Here is a 19,345-nt window from a genome sequence, read left to right as displayed (position 1 = left end):
GGGGGGGGGGGGAGGCGCCCCCCTATTTTGGGCGGACCCAAAGCAAATATCTTTTTTCAGGGTGCCTGTGGGTGGTGCGGGGGCCGGCGCCCCCACGTCGGTTGGCGCCCGGGGAGCCGTAGTGGACAGTCCGTTTAGGTTACCCTGCACCTGATCAAGCACATTTTGCGTGTTAACAATCTGCTCATCAACACCGTGGGTCAGCGCCGAGATCTCTTTAAGAGAAATCCGTGCGGTACTCACCGCGGATTTAATGGCTCCCAGCTGTTGCGACAACTGCGTCACCCGGACATTTAGCGCAGAGGCGGCCTTAGCGGACTGTTCACGCAAACCAGCAGCGGTGTGTTGCGCATCGGATAGAGACTGATCAAAGGATTTCATCAGCGTTTTTAAATCCTCGGCGGTCTTTGCTGCATCCGACCCGGTTTTCCCGACCGTAGCGAGCAGATCTTCTATCTCGTCCAGCTGGGATTTCAGCTTGGTAGCGAGCTCTTGGGTCTGCGGGAATTCTTCCAAAACCGCAATCTGATCACGCATTTTGGTTATCGAATCATTCGCCCTCTTAATGCCTGATTGCAGTTGCGAATCCATTTCGGTGATTTTATTCGTTGCATTAGACACCGCCGAATTAGCCGCCGCCGAGGTCTCATTGAGTGCCTTTTGAGCGTTAATACTGGCTTGTCCCGCCTTAGCAGCAAAATCTGAGGCATCGGAGACAAGCGTTCCTAGAATGCCTTGGACATCCCTTAAAGCTGCCGAAACATCAGCCAATGCCGGATCAGCAGCAGATAGCGCAGACCGGACTCTTTTCATAGTCTGTAAGGAATCTGCCAAAGAGGTATTGGCAGAATCCAAGGCGACTTGTGCATCATCTAGATCCTGGTTGATACCGCCCAAGGCATCTAGAGCGCTTCCTTCAGCGCCAAGAATACTCGCGTCAATCTCTAAACCACCCTCACGCAAAGCCTGCGCAATGGCCTCTCCGACTTTTCCCCGGAAAGCTGACGTGATTTGAATATCAAGTTGATTTGCTCCGGTGTCGGTAATTTTTGGCGCAATAGCTCCTTTCTTTTCATTAACGCGGTATTCGACAGTCGGATGGTTACGTTTGCCGCTGAAAATATCAACTAAGTCTTTACTAAAGGTTTTGGGGATGACGAAAGTGGCATACACCTCCCCGGTTCTGATTTTGTGTTCGGCAGTGTCTTGATCGGTAAACTGCCAGCCGAGCTGGTCATTATCTGATAATTGTTCGACTACGAGGTCGCCAACGTTGAGCTTACCGGTCAGTGCAGAGGCTGCTCCCGCATCGTTATTTACTACCGCAATGGGCAGATTTCCGGTTGCCTCATAGGGATTCCAAAAGGCCAAAATGTTCAGCCAGGTGTACAGGGCTGGGGTAACCAAAATACCGAATACGATAATTAGGGAAAGCGGAACCGCAATAATCCGCTTCAAGTCCCGAGTGAACACCCGCCAACTATCTCTCACCGTCTAATCATAACCTCACGTTAAAAGTCTGACAGTTCGTGCTGCGCCCCTTAGTAATCAACCCTGGAATAATCCCGGTATCACGGAGGATTGCGCGTTCACCACCAGATTTAGATCAGGAAGCCTGCCCGATTTTAGAGTCCTAAGAACTCTTTGACCTTTGGGAGTTCACTTTGCATCTGCTGGTAGCCCGCGGAAAAATTCTCTTCCAGCTTAGCGGGATCATCTTCAAAATTCGCCACCCCCATATGCTGCGGATAAAACACGTAGGCTTTACCAGCCGATTCCAACCGCTCTAGTTCGGCTCGGGTCCGGTTGTAATTCCTAGGGCGTTCAATGAGAGCCTGAGCAGCCTTCGGGTAACGAGTTAGCAAACAGCGATATGCCAAATCAGGTAGGCGGTTTTCTTTCACGTATTCTCGTGGCCGGGTCAGCAGAACCAGGAACTTTTCGTAACCATCTGCCTGCGCCACGTCCAAGGGAATTCCGCCACTGGGACCTATTGCTCCATCCATACAGGCTTCACCCGCAATATAAGTAACTGGGGTAGCTATCGGCATCGATCCAGAGGCCTTACATACGTGAGTCAGTTTTTGTTCCGAATCCACCTGATTCTGTGAAAAATATAGTTCTGCTCCGCGCTGCGCGTTATATACCCCTACCCGCCATTCGGCTGGATTTGCTGCGAAACGCCCGTAGTCCAGCTCGAGCATTCCCCCAGGCTCGGTCAGGTCGTAGTACATATGGCGAGTGTCGAAAAGCCCTTTACCTTTTATCGCCGTTTTCCATCCGCCAAAATCGCGGTCAGTACTAATATCAACGAAGCAGCGTTTAGAACGCTGTGGAAGACGCGCCAAATAGTTCACCAAACTAGTGGCACCTGCGGATATTCCGGCGACATAATTCAAGTAGATTCCCGACTCCAAGAGCATATTTATTGCCCCCGCAGTGTAACTACCCCGCATTCCCCCACCTTCGAGCAGCAAGGCAGTGTCAAAGACATTGTTCTCAAACTGTTCCATACCGTGTCACCCCAAAAACAATCATACGGTTTGCCATAGTACCTGATTCGGCTAACTTTGGCGCCCCAGGGAATCCGTGAACCAAGGAAGGATGGTTTCCCCTCTCACCCGTCTGGGGGCGGGGGATAAGTTTTTCCTCCTGCCTAGGCTAGTCCGGTGCGCGGGCAGGCTGGGTTTTTCCTCCCGCCCAAGAAATTCGGAAAACGTAGCGACGTTTTCCGAATTCTTATGCCCACCGCACCTACTCGGATAAAACCCAGCCTCCCCGCGATGTCACTGTCAGCGCTCGGCGTGCAGGGAATAAGCGCGAGATAAGATCGGTTCCTGTAAAAGTTGCCCACCCCACCCCTTAGCACGGGAATAAGTTTTATCCGAGTCGGCTAGGCGGGCGTTAAATCCGAAAAGGCAACGCCTTTGCGGATTTTGGGCAGGAGGAAAAACTTATTCCCGTGCTGGACGGAGCGGGAGGAAAAACCTAGCCTCCCTGCCCACATTTGCCAAACGTGCTACAAGCTAGGACGGAGGGTTTGCAGCATGCGCTCTGCCCACTGGGCATTCGGTTCCACTTTAGAGCGCACTTTCGACGCTGCCAGTTCGTCCGTAGCTAACTGGGCTGCCACCCGCGCATCTAGATGTTGAACCTTCATAGTGGCAGTGCCGGGAACTAAATCTAGACGTACCCCGGCTACCCCCAGGTGCCGCTGTATGGGACCGGCACTGGTGGTAACCGATTGGGCTCGTTCATGAGGCGCAAAGTTAACTTTGCGCCGCAGCCACCCATCACGATAGATAAGCACGGTGTCGGTAGCAGCAAAAGCGCGGCGAAAACGGGCGAAAGGATCTAACATCTTGGCTTTTTTACCAATGCAAATGAAAGAACCCACCTCCTGCGAATCCGAATTCTTGCCGTTAAAAGCCGCCTGCAGCAGCTTTTCACTTTCTGCGCCCTCGCCAATCCCTAAATCTCTAATCGCCATGTCTAAAATAATTTTTGCCTGCTCCAGGGTTCCTACTGGCAACAGTAGGTTATCGGCAGCTTGCTTCTTTTGGTTACCGCTGGCTTCCACCCCATGACCGGCGAGGGTAACTTCGGCTTGCCACCAACCAAAAGGTCGCCACAATAGGGGCTGCAAAAAACGAATCGCGTGAATCCGCCCCGGTGGCAAGGTCTGAGATTTTAGAGCGAGCAGACCCGAGGTGACGCGGATACCGTCGTGCGTAATGTTGGCACTGAAATTGAAGCGGGAGTTAAAGCGTGACCAGACAATAGAAATGATCATCAAAGGTAAGACCGCTAGAGAAATAATCATGGAGATAATGCCCCCACTTATTAGGGCACCAAGACTCACCTTGAGCGCCAGCAGGGAAGCCGCCATACCGATCCCCGCTGCTAGTGCAATGATGATTAGCCAGATAACTTCCGAACATAGCAGGATGGAAGCCACTAATTTGCCTGGAGAAACCCGATAAACTTCGTATTCGTCTGCAGCTAAGTGGTAATCGTCCTCGGCAAAAAGCGCAGTCCCCGCCAACCCTTGGGCATGGGGATGTTCAGAATATTCATTAGGGAGGGTACGCCCCGCGATCCGGGCTACTACTTCCCGGCGTGCCCGATCTAAATATTTATTCGCCAGGAACTGGATTTCTACCCGGGAGCCTTGCCCACCTGCTGACTCTACGCGCAAGGCTCCCAAGCCAAAAATGCGAGCAGCTAGTGGCCGATAGACATCAACCGATTGCACCCGATCGAGGGGAATCTTCCGGTGTTTTTTAAAGAAAATCCCGCGGCGATATTGCACGTCGGTAACGGTTATTTTCCAAGAGGTCGCTCGCCAGGCGAAATACAGATAGATGATAAACAGCGCTAGTATCGTCAGCGGTACCGCAATCACTAGCAGCAACAGCAATGTGGGATGCCCGGCTAGATTCCCCTGGAGATAGTTAACCAGGGCAATCACATTATTTAGCGATTGCGTAAGCGCAACCGCCAGGATAATCACCAACGCCTGCCAGACTTGTAAGAGTGGAGTCAGCCAATGTACCCGCCGCCAGTCAGAGCTTTCTTCGCTTGTGGTGCTTACAACCCTAGATCCACCCTCGCTAACGGACAGATTTACACTTTCATTTTGGGAGTAGTCGTTCCCGGCAAATCCCGAAGAGTTTTCATTTGTTAGTTCGCGGTACTTTTCGCCCATCTAAATACCCTCAAGATTGGTTTCAGCAAGTTCAGAAATTTCTTCCCGCAATTGCGCAGCCTGTTCCCGAGGAATCCCCGGCAATACTGCGTCCGTCGATGCGGAGGCAGTATGCAGTTTCACCTGCGCAATCCCAAAATGACGGGCGACTGGGCCTTCTTCTACGTCCACATATTGCAGCCTGCCCAAGGGAACCACAGTTAAGGACTTGAACATTATTCCCTTGCGAATCTGCAAGTCAGTTCCGGTAACTGCCCACCCCATAGCGCGCACTTGCCGCGGAATAAGCCATAGCAGCCAAAGGGCTATTCCCAGCACCAGACCGATCACCACCAGACCTATCCATTTTTCAGAGAGGGTGAAAAAAAGAATTATCGCCACTGCTACGAAGCAAAGCAGAAAAAATGCTACTGCTGCCAGACGTACCTTAATAAGCTCCAAAGAAACCGGACGAAACTTCACCCCTGCCGGCGCGAATGGATCTAACTGAGAGGAAACCATCTATTGTCCTTTTTGCTTTTATCCTATCAACACCATCCCCAACACTAAGAGTGGGGAATACTGGGCAACCCATTGTCACGGGACTGGAGCCCATTGACACTTGCCCTCGCTAAAGATCTGCGTTAATGCCCATTTTGGGCTAATGCCGGGCTAAGTAACATTTTTTGTGCCTTTATTTCCCCCACATTTTTGGGTACAAAAAACCCCGGGCAGTTGAGGGATGCCCGGGGTTTTTTCAGGTAGTAAGAGGAGCTACCCGATCATAAAGGAACGTGTAAGGCTGATAGCACCGGCTGCACCGATGCCACCCAAGATAACGATTCCGGCGAGGGAGCCGGCGCCGCCCATGCGGTCAATCGCGGAGAGATTGTTGGCCGCATAAGCCGTAGCATCAACATCGTTAGCGGTTAGGTTGCCGCTAACTTCGGTCGTACGAGCCTGAATCTGAACGGTGGTCTGAACGCCCTCATTGGACAGCCCCTCGGCAGCCTGTGCGGTCAGCACGCCAGCAGGAATCAACGCTGCCGCAGCGATTCCGCAAGCGGCCATCTTCTTGATCGAAGTTCCCTTGTTCATTTCAGTCTCCCTCACGACCTGAATTCTTTCTTGTTGGTATTAATATTACCACCCGGTCAAATGAAAGCAAGCTAATTACCCTAATTTATGCGTGATCTACGTCACAATTTATAAAAACTTATGTAGTGGAAAGTAGATCAGTTTTCGAATTAACGCCTTGACCAGCAGTTATAAACAATTTACAGATTGTAACAAACTAATAACGCCAATACTTACCGTCCGGTAAGTATTGGCAATTTCCAGGATTTTCTCACTAAAAACCATTGAACTGTGACCTAGCTTTAATAACTTTTTCATCACTTCAAATCTTTTAGTGCCCGCGTTCACATAAATTGTTCTATACGCCTACCGCATTACTTCTACCAGAAGAGCTAATCACCCCCGGCTCCCCAGGACATCCTCTCAAGATTCGCTCTCTACCCATATATAGAGTGAGCCGAAAACCGAGCTACCCCGGCTACTTAAACCCACAAACGCTGCTTAGTTGATAATCTAAAACCGTGAATGACATGGATAATTTCCTTCCCTTAGCTGCAATGGCCGCTGCCGCGCTGCCCGAAACTGACTTCGTCTCGCTATGCTCGCCTCGATTTGAAACTGAGGATCTACGCATATGCGCAGTAAAAGATACCGCTGAACGCAAGTGGCTAGTGACCTGTCCTACCACTGAACACGCGGACAAGCAGCTACTAACCCAAACCCAGATTATGCAGGAGCTGTCCCACGATGGCGCGCGCCTGCCCTTCCGTCTCCCCTGGCCATCTCACACGGTGCGGATAGTGGGAGGAAAACACGCCCTCGTCCATCCCGCTTTCCCCGGAAGACCTGCTCGCGCGGAAGATCTAACGGTTTCAGATAAACTTGCCGCCTCCCTAGGGCAAGCGCTAGCTGCGCTACACGACCTACCCGCCCGGGTTTTACAAGCTGCCGAGCGTCCCACTTTTTCTGCGGACCAGATTCGTAGGCGCTGGCTAAGCCTACTTGATGAAGCTGCCCCTACCCATGCCGTACCGCCCCGGCTGTGGCAACGCTGGGAGGAACGTTTAGAAGATATTTCCCTCTGGCGTTTCGCTAGTGCCTTTATACATGCGGATTTGCAGGAAAGCTACCTATATATAGATAAAGAAGCTGTCAGTGGAATAACTGGGTTCGGACAGGCAAGATTCGGAGATCCAGCCCGTGACTTAGCCTGGGTGGTTTCCTCATCTTCAGACGAGTTCGCCAAAGCAGTGCTCGAGCAGTATCGAAAACTACGGCTTTACGAAGATCCTGAACTTAATACGCGAATTGAGCTTAATTCGGAGTTAGTGCTGTTGGAATGGTTAATGCACGGGGTACATCAAAACAGTAAAGAAATCATCACTGACGCTCGCGAGTTGATTACTCAGTTAGCAGACACCCTAGATAGTACCGGGTTGTTGCCCGCCCTGCGGGATGAGTCTACCCAGAAAAATCTAGCCAGCACAGAAGAAACCGCCACTGATAATCCGGCAGTCTCCCCTGCTGGTGAGCCACTAGCGACTATGGAAGAATCCGTAACCGAGGACGAGGACCAGATAGTCGCTGATGACTCAGTAGCTAACGAGGACGTGTAGGTCTCGAAAGCACCTAGACCAGATCCGGGAATAGCTCTTCGAGTTTTTGGGGAAGGCTTAAGCGCTCACTCCATTCTTCCAGGTTGCACAATAAGTCATAGCGCACAAAATAAAGTGCCGCCTCTACTTCGTCCAAGCGCAGCCCCAACGAATCAGCGTAAACCAGGCGATAAGTATTTATTTGGCGCATATAGTTCGCTACTGCTTCTTCGCTTTCTGCGCCTATATTGCCGGAGCTGTCAAAGGTTAAGGAATCGGTTTTCCAGTCAATAATTGTAGGTTTGCCACTAGCGGGGTTACGCAAAATCGCATCGATACGGGCTACTAGTTTGGTCGCCATCGGCGCCGCGAATTCAATCTCGGACTCCAGATACTCCCAGCCGCGATCAGGGTGTACGGTTCCAGATTTCCATTTTTGTTGTAGTCTCTGCAGCGATTTGAGCAGCCCTTTATCTAGATCCTGGGGCACCGAATATACACAACCTCGCAGTTCTTGATCAACCCACTGGTGAAACAAGGTACCTACCGTAGCGCCTCCGGATGGAAATGCTGGCAGAGGACGCCGCTGACTGAGAGCAAAACCAGCCGGATCCTCCTGTAATTTGCGCGCCCGAGTGACCCCACTTGAAACCGGAAGTTCCACTTGACCCCGAATTTCTTTTTCCGCTTGTTCATCACGAGTTAGCTGTACTGCTTGTAGCATCCAATCGGAATGTTTAGCTGCGATAGTTAATAGTTCTTCGGGATCTTCGGCAGACAGCAAACTATGGAGCCAGCGATCATCTTGCGCACCTCCTATTAACGTTCTCAGCTCATTTGCGGCACTTGAAAGTCGCGATAACTGTACAGATGGAGGCGTCGGCCAGAGGACTTCGCTCGGGACTGGCATCCAGTCATCATCTTCCGCCGGTTCCCGGTTCCGCAATTCCCGCATTTTCCCACTGGAATCAATTTCCACTAAGAACTGGGAGGGTACCCGTTCAGTGCTGGTGGTAGCGGTGTGTGCGCTGCCGCCAATTAGTAGTTCCGACTCCGCGCGGGTAAAAGCCACATAGGACAGGCGTCGGTCGGCTAACTGCGAGGTAAACCCCAAAGCACATTTATAGCTGTCTAAAACTTTGGGATTATCAGAATAGGCCTCCTCTGCAAAGTCATAACCACTTTTTTCCAGGCCACGCTCGATAGTTGGTAGTACTTCCTTATCTGGGCGCAAATCGTAGGGAATCATCGCGACATCGGTAATCCAAGATGATTCACTGCATTTACCATTTCCCGTTTTGAAGGGAGCCTTGGGAAGATTTCCCTGGTGGGTACGGCTTTCATCTAATCCCGGAATGGCAACCCAAGTCCATTCCAGGCCTTTGGCTGCGTGAATAGTCATTAGTTGAATAGCGTTCGGATCAGGCTCCTGTAAGGGCATATCGAGGCCAGAGCCTTGCTCATCAGAAAGCCGGAGCCAGTCTAAGAAGCTGTGCAGATTCGTGCTGACTCCATTGGATTCATATTCGCGGGCAATTTTGACAAAGCTTTCTAGGCAACGCTCAGATACTCCCCCGTCTGGGCGGATTTTTACATCCAAGTCCAGGCGTAAAGCAAAAATCGTGCGCTGTACTAATAAACCGAGGGGGTCATGAATATGGCGACGTACAGTAGCCAATTGGGTGCGGAGAATATTAAGTCGCCGATGTGCTTCGGCGCTAAAGGCGCTGCCAGCTCCCGGGCATGTCCATCCCACTTCCGGGAGGTCATCTAACGCATCCATTAGGAAGGCTTGGGGATTAATATCGGGGTTTTCATCTGGATTGGCCAAATGCCTTGCCCATCTCCACAGTAGGTCAATATCTGCCGGGCTAATACCGCACCCAGTAATTAGTCGCATGAGGTAATCACCTCGTCCGGCATCTGCGGATACTTGCAGTGCCGCAATCACGTCGGCAACTGCCGGATCATAGATGAGCCCTGCGACCCCGGTGACCTCTACCGGAATACCCCGTCGGCGTAGAGCCTGAGTGATTAGCGGACCTTGGGAATGTTTGCGCAGTAACACTGCCCCCGTAGGTAGATTTTCCTGCTTTTGCGGTGGAAGCTGCTTATTTTTGAGGGCTATTTCGTCTCGCTTCCTCCAACGCTCAGCAAAAAAATCCGCCACTAGTTCCGCTTCTTCTTCGCAGTCTTTTGCAAAGTAAAGATGGACTTTTCCGGGGTCGTCCCGTTTTTGCGGGCAGGTAACCAGCTCTTTAGCTTTTACCGAGGACGCGGGAGCGGCAAAAACATCTGGGGAGGGGGCGGGATCTATCTTATATTCCGGCTTAGGAACCTGGGTCAAGAAGCGGATTTGCTGCTCAACTTGCTGGGCGCTTTCTCCGTCCGCAAGTTTACTTAAAGGCAGTACCACCTGATTTGCTACCTTTAAAATCTCTTCCCGGTTGCGATAGGTGACCGGCATATCCTGGATATGATTGGTCATTTCTTGGGGGGCAACCCCGAATTCGGTTAAGAAGTTTTGCATTGAAAGCTCGGAGGCACCCCGCCAGTCGTAGATGGCCTGGTTAGGGTCACCTACTGCCATCACGCCTTTACCAGTAAAAATAGTAGAAAATAGTTTCAGCTGTGCCACAGAAGTATCTTGAAACTCGTCGAGCAGTATCACGTCATAACGTTGCCGCAGCGCACCCCGTATATCGGGAAAACGCGCGACTAGCATAGCCGCATAGTAGATTTGATCAGCGTATTCGAGGTAACCGTTTTCTTTTTTGTATTCCTCGTAGCTTTCGAAAATATCTAGTAACTCACTGCGATGAGTTAACGAATCCAAGAATTCTTGCATCTTAGCATTGGGTTTGTGCGATCTTCCTTTCGGCTTGCCTAAGCTATATAGTTCTCGCATCTGTTTTAATCCGGCTCGCACCTTTGCGATGTCTAAGAGCTGGTCGCGTACTTGGGAACCGATAGCTAGAGCCCTACCTGCTGTAGTAGCTACAGTTTTATCAGTAGTTAAATCTCCCGGCCAGGTGCTGACGATTTCGTACATAATCTGCCAGCGACGCGCCTCATCTAATAGCATGCTTGCCGGAGAAATCCCCAAGCGCGAACCATACTGGCGCACAATCTGGTTCGCAAAAGCATTATAGGTAGAGGTTACCGGCAGGATCGTCCCGCCGGTCTCCGGATCGGTTAATACCTCTGCTACCTCAGAAAAGTCGGGGTTAGCTGCTAAGAGCTGCAGGTTATCTCGCAGGCGGCTAGCCAGTTCTGCATCCGCCTTATTTGAAAAAGTCAGCCCCAGCACCCGATCGGGAGCGACTAAGCCGTTGGCCACCAGATACACTACTCGGAACGCCATGGTGGCAGTTTTTCCTGCACCGGCACCGGCAATTGCCATCATTGGTTGATCAACGGGAGCAGTAATAACTTTTTCTTGATCTTCATTTGGCGAATATTGCCCAATGGCTGCCGCGATCCGCGCTGGCGAGTAGCGAATATTTGGGGTATCACTCATAGCACTTGTTCTCCTTCAGCCTTTAGGGGACAACTAGAACGCAGGGAACAACGGTCACATTGTTGGTTTTCCACCGCCCGAAATACCGACCCGGAAACCACTTTTGCCGCCTGAATAATATTGTCGAGCACTAAAGCTTTTTGCTCATCAGTTAACGGGGCTTGCACCATTTCTTTCGCGATTTCTTCATAGTCAGTTTCTCCTCTAGCTTTCCGCTTGTGCTTGGAAAGATAGATCAAACTGGCGCTTTGAATCTGCTCTGGTGACCTGGCTAGCAGTGGAGCCAGCAGCTGGCGGGACCGGCTATCTCCTCCTAACAGCGCAGCTTCTAGAACCAATTGGTAGCAGGCCAGCTGTAAATGGTCAGCTAGCTCTTTTTCGCTAGGAACCGTCTTACCCGTCTTGAAATCGACTATTCTGATCCCGTCCTCGCCAGCTTCTAAACGATCTAGCCGGGCGGCCAACATGGCTACGTCGGATACCATCGCGTAGGAGCCCATTTCGGTTACCGCCGGCATTTTATGATCATCTAAATAACGGCTAAGGCGACGCACCATTTCTTCTCGTTTTTTCCCGTCTTGGCGCGAAAAGAAGGCTTCTGTTTCTTGGGGCCAGTGGGCGTAAAAGAAGGCCAAACGCTCGGACAAACTACTGTCTGTCATTTCTTCAGCAATCTGGTGCACGAGAGTTCCCCAAGCGGCGTGACCGGTAGCCTCGACCTTTTCCCCTCCCCGCCGTGAGAGCAACCAGCGAAACTCGCATTCGTTCAGATTCTCTAAAGCAGAGGGCGATATTACTGCCCGGCTACCAGCAGATTTTAGTCCGGCGGGATTCGTCCACCAGTCACTATCTATTCCTACTTGACGCCAAGTATCAGGATTAGCAAACCGAGCTCCTTGAGAAGCTAGAAATGCTAAAGTTTCCACTGCTTTTTTACGAGTTTCCCCGTCCGTCTTACTGGCGAGCACTCCCCTTAGATGTCCCACCAGGGAACGCAACGAGGGGAATAACTGATGATCACCGCGGTTTTCTGTTTGCGAAGCACCCTCCGCTCCCAGCTGTTGATCCCAATCACTGCCCAGGTATTGCGCGGCAGAAAAACTGCTAGTTTCCAAGCGTGCATGCAGATTTTCAAAAAAAATCGAAGGGTTTTCCTCAGCATCGCAGCGCACAGTAACCAACATTTTGCTGTGAGCCCGGCTGAGGGCGCACCTAGCCAGACATCGTTCCCTTTCTAAGGCACGACTGCGAGATTCCCCGGGAGCAAATTGTAGCTTTCCAGTGGGACTAAGCAGCGCGGTTGCATGGAGAAGATCCGAGATTTCCCCAGAGCGCAGCAGGGAACCGCGCTCGGAAATAGCTGGCCATTGCCCGTCCTGCATCCCAATAATTACGCAGGTATCCCAGGTGCGTCCCGCCGCAGAAAACACGGTTTCTAAAGCTACCGCCGAACCTATCCCATGGGTATCGGTAAGTACGTCCTCGGCTTGGGTTTGTTGTAATAACACCTGACAGTACGCCCTCATATCGGCATTTAAGTGCCGCTGCGACCAAATCTCGGCGTGGCGAACCAAGGCGATGACTGCATCTAAGGCTTGATCAGCAAACTCGTCACCAGATAGGGCGCGCTGACACCAAGAATCTTCAAGATTCAGTAAAGCCCATATTATTTCTAGAGCCACCAGAGGAGGCTCTGCTAACTTAGATAATGCAGCAGTTAAAACTTGGTGACAAAGAATAAAGATCTGCCCGCCCTCTACCATTTCAACCTGGGTAATCGGAAACCGCGGGGTGCCGATGGCGGCATAAAAGTCTGCTATTTTTGCTTCTACAGCGATATCGGCACCCACTAACGCGCGTTCCAAACGCAGCATCTGCAGGGAATCTAGAGCAAAAAGCGGGGAACGCAGCAGGTGTCGAATTGCTTTACCCCGAGCGGAAACTAGCTTGTCATCCCGTAAATACTGCGAGCTAGCCCCAGAAGTTTGCTCGGTGCTGGCTGGTTTCGGGTTATCTTTACCCCACTGTTTTGCGAGCTCGCTTTGTCCCGGCAGAGTAAAAAGTGACAATAAGGCGCCCGTAACGTGGTTCGCTTTGAAAAGTATTGGCCTTTGCCGCTCGTTTACGGGAATCTCCAGTCCCCGTAAAAGTGAAACAATTTCGTCTAGCTGGGAGCGGTTCCGAGCAATAATCGCCATATCTGCCCACGGAACTTGCCGAGTTAAGTGCTGGTAGCGTAGATATTCCGCGATCGCCCGAGCTTGAGAGGAAACGGTAGAAAACTCCGCGAATTTTTGTTCGCGCTTACTATCACAGTCCGTCTTAGTGCTTAGGGGATCTAAAAGCTGCAACCCTCCCGAAGTCTCCCGGAAAGATTCCTCTAACGTTATCTGAGGGCATTGTAGCTGCTCGGCCAGGTAACTACCACCATGAGGGTAGCCCCCACGGAAAGTTTCCACCGCCACCTCCGGGTTATAGAGGGCGAAAACTTTAGTGCCTCTCTTGCCCATCTCTGTCAATAGGCGCACAGTAGAAGCCGGACAATCTTGCAGGTCATCAACCACCACCCACTGAGGAAGCTGGGGTGATGCCAGTAATGCGGCGTCGCGCTCCCAGCCGTTTAAGACCTGACCAGCGCGATCTTGCATCCTGGCAGCATCCCAGCTGTTGTCTTTATAAGAGGGCTCGTATTGACTAAGCAATACTGCTGCCGCCTGCCACTCGGCAACCGCGAGTTCGCCCCCTAACTCGTCGAGACGTTGCGCACTGATTCCCCAATGGGCACAGGTGGCAAACAGGGCACGCACTTCTGAGCAGAAATAATCAGTTTGCCTGACCTCGGGGGTGATATATTCCGGCCAAGGCGCATCTACCTGCTTTAATAGTTCCTGGATCCGGGCATCTTCTTGTGACCCGGTCAGCAATACCGGTTCTACTAGTTGTTCGCGCCGCGCACTAGCAAAATCTTTAAGTACCTGGAATGCCAAGGCGGTAGGGGTAATGAATGGACGAGAGATCGGAAGTTTTCGGCTCGCCCGCGCGGTATTTAAGTATTCTGTTCGCGCGCGGGAAGGAGCTATTCCTATTATCTGATTGTGGTGGCGGTGCAGCATTTGCATAGCTGCCAGAGCCAAAATGGTTTTCCCGCTCCCAGCTGAACCGCGCACTATTAGCGAAGTAGGCGATTGCAGCTTTTCAAGTATCTGCTTTTCCTTTTCTCCTAGCTTCGGAATTTCCAATTCGGCAGGGAAAGGAACAGCGCGCAGACTAAATGACATACGAATAATTATAGGAAAAACTTCAGTTCCGGCAGTGGTTTGGTTGCTCTGGCTCGATTTTCTGCTCACGATACGACTTCACTGTAGGTAACCCGGAAATTTCCACCCCGAGCCCACCTCGCAAGCAGCATTTTCCTGGGAGGTGGCCGCTAGGATTGGAAAGCGTATCTAAGCTTTAGCTGTTAGCTAGCAAGCGGGCAGAGCCCGGTGGCAAGCAGTTAGGATAAGGCTAGACGACTGTTAAACGGAGGAAAACGTGAATATCTCACTGGGACTTAAAGGTGTTGCCAAAACTCTAGAGCTGGAAGTAGCCATGGATGCTGACCAGATTAAAGCCACTTTGCAGGCAGCTTTAGATAAGCCCGAAGAGTTGCTCTCGCTAACTAATAAGCAGAACCAGCAGGTACTTATCAACCCGCGTTTAATCGCCTACTGCCAGATAAGCGAGGAGCAACCGCAGCGAGTAGGATTCGGAATCGGATAAGCACCCGCATACCCGGCTTACTGGGTTAGCTGGCTCAACCGGCCGCCGGTGCCCGACGAATTCCCGCCTCACGGGTTCCCGGCACCGCGCAAAAAGCCGAGGCAGCACCCGAGGGTTAGCGGAAACTCTGCCTCTTTCCGGGTTCTAAACGCCTATCCAGGAGCTAAACTTCTGTCACTATTAAGCCTTCAGTCCGGTACGCTCCATCCGAGCCCGGTGATGTTCCTTGATCGCCTCGGGAATATCTTCCCCGTCCTCAGCCGTTAATTCGGGATAGCCCACAATGGCCTGACGGAAAGTAGAACGCACATCTCCGAGCACCCGTCGTCCCCACAGGGACAGCCTGGCCGGTACCGTCACCTGAGTAGCGCACGCCTGAGTGATTACCGGCGCCGCCCAAGCTTCTTGCCCGCAATCCCAGGCGACCTCGGAAAGTTCGTCTTGTGCTTGCGAGGAGAGTCCCCCAGTTAAGCTCCGGTTAAAATCGGCCATGGCTCCAATCGTTACGTAGCTTTTGACGAGACGTTCATACCAGTCAGTAGGACGCAAACGTTCCTCTAGCTGTACGGTCAGCCCCATATATTGCTTCATCTCTTCTGGCAGATCAACCCCGACATTTTGGCTAACCTGGGCTACCTTTTGATAGTTTTCCCAAGCCCGCGCGGACATCTGTCCTAAGGCGATTTCTTGATCCACCGTGGGGCATAGCGAAGCGTCTTTTGCTAACCGCTGCTGCATAGCCAGGGTGAAGTATCCGATAAGTCCCAGTCTCTGTGCGTCACTCACCCTCTTAGACTAACGCGCCTTGGGGTTTGATTCTCGCTTTTGAACAGGCTTGAGCCGCTTCTAGCAAGGAAAGCGGCTTCCAAAGAACTGTAAGCTGCGTTACCCATATTGTTTACCCTCCCTGATGGTGGGTTAGGATGGAAGAGAAGAAGACGGGTTGACCGATCGTTTTCGTAAACGAAGTATTTTTTATAGGGCACTCGCCCCGGCCTCTGTCGTGCAGAGCCAAGATTTTTCGCGATCGGCTACCTCCATAGTTCCAGGGGAAATCCCCGTGAAAGGTATTCGATTGACAACTGAAGAAAATATGCAACCAACCAGTGGAATTGCTGATACTTCTGCGGCGCACGCTCCGCATATTGAACAGGCGAAAGCCGATGTGGTGGGCGATTCCTCTATGGATCTTTCCGAAAAAACTTTTGCTGATTTCGGGGTTTCTGCTCCGCAATGCCGGGCACTTGAAGATGCTGGAATCATCCATCCCTTCCCGATTCAAGCCCTCACTTTGCCGGTAGCGCTCGGGCGACACGATATTATCGGGCAAGCAAAGACCGGAACCGGGAAAACCTTGGGTTTTGCGCTCCCGGTTCTGGAGGACGTGGTGGCACCGGATGAAGATGGCTACGAAGACCTGCTAGATCCTGGCCATCCGCAAGCCTTAATCGTCTTGCCCACCCGGGAGCTGGCTATCCAGGTCGCTAGGGAGACCGCCCAGGCAGCTGCCCGCCGCAAAGTACGTATTTGCGAAATCTATGGGGGGCGGGCTTTTGAGCCGCAAATTGCTGATCTTAAGCGAGGAGTCGAGATTGTAGTCGGTACTCCTGGTCGCCTGATTGACCTGATGAAACAGGGACATCTGAGCTTGTCGTCAGTGCGCACTATGGTGCTGGATGAAGCCGATGAAATGCTGGATTTGGGTTTCCTTCCCGACGTAGAGGTGCTTCTTTCGCGCACCCCCGCCAATCGCCACACTATGCTGTTTTCCGCCACTATGCCCGGGGAAGTTGTGGCGCTAGCCCGCCGCTATATGGAACATCCCACCCATATTCGGGCGCAAGATCCCGATGACCAGGGCGCCACAGTGAAAACCACTCGACAAGTAATTTACCGGTGCCACGCCCTCAATAAAGTAGAAGTACTGGCACGGATTTTACAGGCGCGCGAACGCGGCCTCACCATTATTTTCACTCGCACTAAACGCACTGCCGCCCGGGTAGCAGAAGATCTTGGCAAACGCGGTTTCGCGACCGCAGCATTGCATGGCGATTTAGGGCAAGGTGCCCGCGAACAGGCGCTGCGGGCTTTTAGACACGAGAAAGTCGATGTTCTGGTAGCCACCGATGTGGCAGCTCGCGGTATTGATGTTGATGATGTCACCCACGTAATCAACTATCAGTGCCCCGAGGACGCTAAAATTTATATCCACCGCATCGGGCGCACTGGCCGCGCCGGGAATTCGGGAACCGCGATCACCTTTGTGGACTGGGATGACGTGCCTCGTTGGAAGCTGATCAACAAAGAGTTATCGCTGGGCGCGGATGAACCGGTGGAAACCTACCACACCAGTCCTCACCTTTATACCGATTTGGATATTCCTAAGGACGCTGGAGGGCGCTTACCGCGTTCGATGCGTAAACGTGCCGGACTGGCTGCCGAAAAACTTGAAGATCTCGGGGAAACCGGGGGTCGCGGACGGGGTCGCGGCCGCTCAGGGCGCAGGCAAAATTCTCGTGGCCGCTCTAAAGGCGGACGGGGTAAAGGCTCTCGGGGCACGCGGGATCGACGTCGGGAACGCGATAGTCACCAAGGGTCAGGTACCCAGCGCCAACCGCGTCCTCGGCGCGCGCGCCGGCGTCGCCGCAAAGGTAGTGAAGACTAGGCGCGTCCTCGCACAGTAGCGACTTGTCTGCTAATAAGGTAGCTACCTCTACTAGTTAGGTTAAGGGAAAATGCCTAAGCGCATACAACGCTGCAAATAAGTCGCTAAGTACTGCCCAAACCCGTAGAATTTCAGCAACGTCCGCCTAGCGTAGGGATTAACGAAATATCCGCAGGCCTGAATACATTCAAAGCACTTTTGATCGGGAAGGAGAAATAGATGAACCGCGTTCAGCGAGGTGACTGGGATCAGTGGTGGCGTAGCGCCGCTATCTATCAGATTTATCCCCGTTCTTTTTCCGATTCCAATGGGGATGGGATCGGCGATCTGGCCGGGGTTTTAGACAAAATCGATTACCTGGAAAAACTGGGAATCGATGCCGTCTGGTTTTCCCCTTTCTACCCTTCACCCCAGCACGATACCGGTTATGATGTAGCCGATTATCTGGATATTAATCCCGAATATGGCGACTTGGAGACTTTCGATAAGGTTCTCGCGCAGCTGCATGAGCGCGGCATGAAAGCCATCATCGATGTGGTTCCTAATCATTCCTCTTGGGATCATCCTCTGTTTAAGCAGGCGCTAGCCGCCCAGCCCGGGGATCCGGCACGCGATATTTATATGTTCCGCAAATGCGTGGACACCACTCCCAATAACTGGGGGTCTATGTTCGGTGGATCTGCCTGGTCAAAAGTGGAGCCTCTAAGTGGTAAAGCTAGCGATCGCGACTGGTGGTATCTGCATATTTTCGATGCCTCCCAACCTGACTTCAACTGGGAAAATCCGAAAGTTCACGAATTTTTCCGCTCCTACCTGCGTTTTTGGTTAGATCGCGGGGTGGATGGTTTCCGGGTAGATGTGGCGCATGGCTTAGTGAAAGATCCCGCGCTGCCCGATGATTTGGTCGGTCCTGATCGCCTGAATTATGAGGGTCCCAATAGCGACAATGGCCGCGCCCTCGATGTGGGTCCGTTCTTTAATCAGCCGGGGGTGCACGATATTTATCGCGAATGGCGCCAGGTGTTAGATGAATATGGGCGCGACCGGATGCTGGTGGCCGAAGCCTGGGTGAATACCCCAGAACAAGAAGCTATGTATGTGCGCGAAGACGAAATGTCACAGGCCTTCAACTTTTCGGTAGTTAACTGCCAGTGGGAGCCGGCAGCGCTCAGAAAAGTCATCCGCCGTACCCTGGAGGCATCGGCCTCGGTAGGTGCTCCTCCCACTTGGGTGTTGTCGAACCACGATAAAGTTCGCCACGCCAGCCGTTTCGGTTACCCCAATGGGGCTAATACCGAAAACGGGATTGGGGCAACCGACTCGCAACCAGATCGAGAAATCGGCCTGACCCGAGCCTTATCAGCAACCGCTTTCCTAGCGGGACTACCCGGCTCTATCTACCTGTATAACGGGGAAGAATTGGGACTACCCGATGCCACCAAGCTCCCGGATGAGGCTCGACAAGATCCCACTTGGCAGCGTTCTGGATTTAGGGTACGAGGACGCGACGGCTGCCGGGTACCTCTACCCTGGTCTAATGACCCCCGCTCTAATTTCGGCTTTTCCCCAGTGGGCGCCAGCCCTGCCTGGCTGCCACAACCAGATGATTGGGGTGAAATCTCGGTTAAAACGCAAGAGGCTGATCCCGACTCGCCGCTAAACTTTTACCGTAAAATGCTTAGGGTTCGACGTGCCCTCGGCCTAGGAATGGGCGAAGCTACCTGGTTAGAAAGCGATCCGGAGGTACTGGCTTTACAGGTGAGCGGATCGACTGGCCACCAAGTAGTGGTAGTAACTAACCTGGGGGCTGGTTCGCGTCCCTTACCGAGGGTCGCAGTAGGAGATTCGGCAAATACCCTCCTGGAAACCCCCGGAATTGGTTCCTCCCATAGCTTTGGCCACAGTGGTGAAGATAAAATTGCGCCCGGACAAACTCTCTGGATCGAAATCTAGAGGTTTTCGGGACTTAACTGCTCAGACTCCCTCGAAAAGCTGGAAAAACGGGATCATTTATCAGCATGAAACCGGTGTAACTAATG

At 52.3% G+C, this 19,345-nt stretch carries 12 protein-coding genes; 4 read left to right on the top strand and 8 right to left on the bottom strand.

Annotated features, from left to right (window positions below; all coding sequences use genetic code 11):
- From RDM26_RS04790 to RDM26_RS04770, 5 genes are all read right to left on the bottom strand, one after another.
- Positions 1 to 1,491: YhgE/Pip family protein (locus RDM26_RS04790; RefSeq protein ID WP_307737873.1), on the bottom strand; the 1,491-nt coding region annotated here is incomplete at its 3' end.
- Between the two features lie 134 nt (positions 1,492 to 1,625).
- On the bottom strand, positions 1,626 to 2,513 hold the full coding sequence (locus tag RDM26_RS04785; RefSeq protein ID WP_307737872.1) for a DUF6363 domain-containing protein: 888 nt from the start codon (positions 2,511 to 2,513) through the stop codon (positions 1,626 to 1,628).
- Positions 2,514 to 3,019: 506 nt separating this feature from the next.
- On the bottom strand, positions 3,020 to 4,708 hold the full coding sequence (locus RDM26_RS04780) for a PH domain-containing protein (RefSeq protein ID WP_307737871.1): 1,689 nt from the start codon (positions 4,706 to 4,708) through the stop codon (positions 3,020 to 3,022).
- Complete coding sequence (locus RDM26_RS04775; protein ID WP_307737870.1) at positions 4,709 to 5,209, bottom strand: PH domain-containing protein; 501 nt, start codon at positions 5,207 to 5,209, stop codon at positions 4,709 to 4,711. It lies immediately after the preceding gene.
- A 252-nt stretch (positions 5,210 to 5,461) separates the two neighbouring features.
- Positions 5,462 to 5,785 (bottom strand): hypothetical protein, encoded by a 324-nt coding sequence (locus RDM26_RS04770; RefSeq protein WP_024058465.1) that lies wholly within the window; start codon positions 5,783 to 5,785, stop codon positions 5,462 to 5,464.
- A gap of 509 nt (positions 5,786 to 6,294) precedes the next feature.
- On the opposite strand from RDM26_RS04770, the gene RDM26_RS04765 reads away from it, so the two are divergent.
- Positions 6,295 to 7,380, top strand: coding sequence for a phosphotransferase (locus tag RDM26_RS04765; RefSeq protein ID WP_307737869.1), 1,086 nt, complete (start codon positions 6,295 to 6,297; stop codon positions 7,378 to 7,380).
- Between the two features lie 13 nt (positions 7,381 to 7,393).
- Here the strand turns inward: RDM26_RS04765 and RDM26_RS04760 are convergent, their stop codons facing one another.
- Positions 7,394 to 10,879, bottom strand: a complete 3,486-nt coding sequence (locus RDM26_RS04760) for a UvrD-helicase domain-containing protein (RefSeq protein ID WP_307737868.1) — start codon at positions 10,877 to 10,879, stop codon at positions 7,394 to 7,396.
- Complete coding sequence (locus RDM26_RS04755; RefSeq protein WP_307737867.1) at positions 10,876 to 14,226, bottom strand: PD-(D/E)XK nuclease family protein; 3,351 nt, start codon at positions 14,224 to 14,226, stop codon at positions 10,876 to 10,878. The genes RDM26_RS04760 and RDM26_RS04755 overlap by 4 nt, the downstream gene beginning before the upstream one ends.
- 187 nt (positions 14,227 to 14,413) lie before the next feature.
- Between RDM26_RS04755 and RDM26_RS04750 the strand changes: the two genes are divergently transcribed.
- Complete coding sequence (locus tag RDM26_RS04750) at positions 14,414 to 14,641, top strand: DUF3107 family protein (protein WP_307737866.1); 228 nt, start codon at positions 14,414 to 14,416, stop codon at positions 14,639 to 14,641.
- Positions 14,642 to 14,821: 180 nt separating this feature from the next.
- Here RDM26_RS04750 and RDM26_RS04745 read toward each other — a convergent pair whose 3' ends face one another.
- Positions 14,822 to 15,427 (bottom strand): ferritin-like fold-containing protein, encoded by a 606-nt coding sequence (locus RDM26_RS04745; protein ID WP_307737865.1) that lies wholly within the window; start codon positions 15,425 to 15,427, stop codon positions 14,822 to 14,824.
- Positions 15,428 to 15,734: 307 nt separating this feature from the next.
- Here RDM26_RS04745 and RDM26_RS04740 point away from each other — a divergent pair, with 307 nt between their 5' ends.
- Positions 15,735 to 17,306 (top strand): DEAD/DEAH box helicase, encoded by a 1,572-nt coding sequence (locus tag RDM26_RS04740; protein WP_374041817.1) that lies wholly within the window; start codon positions 15,735 to 15,737, stop codon positions 17,304 to 17,306.
- A gap of 219 nt (positions 17,307 to 17,525) precedes the next feature.
- Entirely contained in the window at positions 17,526 to 19,259 is a 1,734-nt protein-coding gene (locus RDM26_RS04735; protein ID WP_307737864.1) for an alpha-amylase family glycosyl hydrolase, read from the top strand.
- Positions 19,260 to 19,345: the final 86 nt, after the last annotated feature.

It is taken from the genome of uncultured Varibaculum sp. (assembly GCF_902489465.1).
Taxonomy (GTDB): domain Bacteria; phylum Actinomycetota; class Actinomycetes; order Actinomycetales; family Actinomycetaceae; genus Varibaculum.
Note: the sequence above shows the minus strand (reverse complement) of the source record. Positions and strands in the feature narration are given on the sequence as shown.